We start from the raw sequence: 955 nt of genomic DNA on the forward strand, positions 1-955 counted from the left end.
CTAGGTCGTGTTTACGAACTGGGTTTCCAGTCGAGGATCATTGCGACTTGGATGGCCGCTTCGTAGCGGATGGCGAGCTTGTCGTAGCGGGTGGCGATGGCGCGGTAGCGCTTGAGGCGGCCGATGGCCCGCTCGACAGTGTTGCGCTGCTTGTACGCCTCGCGATCGAACCGTGGGGGCCGCCCACCGAGGCGGCCCTTGGCCTTGCGGTTGTGCCGCTGGTCCTTCCGGTCGGGGATCACCGCCTGGATGCCGCGCCTGCGCAGGTAGGCGCGGTTGGCTCGGGACGGGTAGCCCTTGTCGGCGAGCACCCGGGCTGGTCGGGTGCGAGGCCGGCCCGCGCCGGTCCGGGGCACGCTGATCGCATCGAGCACCGGTCCCAGCTGTGGCGAGTCGGCCATCTGGCCGGCGGTGAGGACCACGCTCATGACGGTCTGGGTGGTGTCGGCGGCCAGGTGGAGTTTCGTGGTCCAGCCGCCGCGTGAGCGGCCCAGGGCATGGTCATCGGGCTCGCCGGGGACCGGGCGGTGGCGGGCGCCGGCTGCGGCCTGGTGGGCGCGAACCGTGGTGGAGTCGACGCTGACGGTCCAGTCCAGGCGGCCGGCGGCGTCGAGGAGGGCGAGGATCATCTTCGCCATCAGCGCCCAGATGCCGAGCTGTTGCCAGGTGGCGAAGAGCCGGTAGACCGTCGGCCAGGGACCATAGGCCTCGGGGACGTCGCGCCAGGGTGCACCGACTCGCACCCGCCAGGCCACACCGTTGCACAGCTGGCGCCTGGATCTGGTGATCGGCCTGCCGGTCGTTGCCGGTGCGGGAATCCACCTGCGCAGGCGTTCCCACTGCTTATCGGTCAGATCCCCGCGCCCTGATAGGCTCGACACAGAAGCCTCCTATTGAAATCGTTGCAGCACAACAGATTCAACAGGAGGCTTCCTCAGTTCGTAAACACGGCCTA

The 955-nt window shown here is 68.7% G+C and carries 1 protein-coding gene; it reads right to left on the reverse strand.

Annotation, left to right across the window (positions count from 1 at the left end):
* Window positions 1–11 precede the first annotated feature (11 nt).
* Window positions 12–881 (reverse strand): IS5 family transposase, encoded by an 870-nt coding sequence (locus GFD30_RS26105; protein WP_322633631.1) that lies wholly within the window; start codon window positions 879–881, stop codon window positions 12–14.
* Window positions 882–955: the final 74 nt, after the last annotated feature.

Origin of the sequence: Glycomyces albidus (genome assembly GCF_009451885.1) — a bacterium.
In the GTDB taxonomy this organism is placed as follows: domain Bacteria; phylum Actinomycetota; class Actinomycetes; order Mycobacteriales; family Micromonosporaceae; genus Glycomyces; species Glycomyces albidus.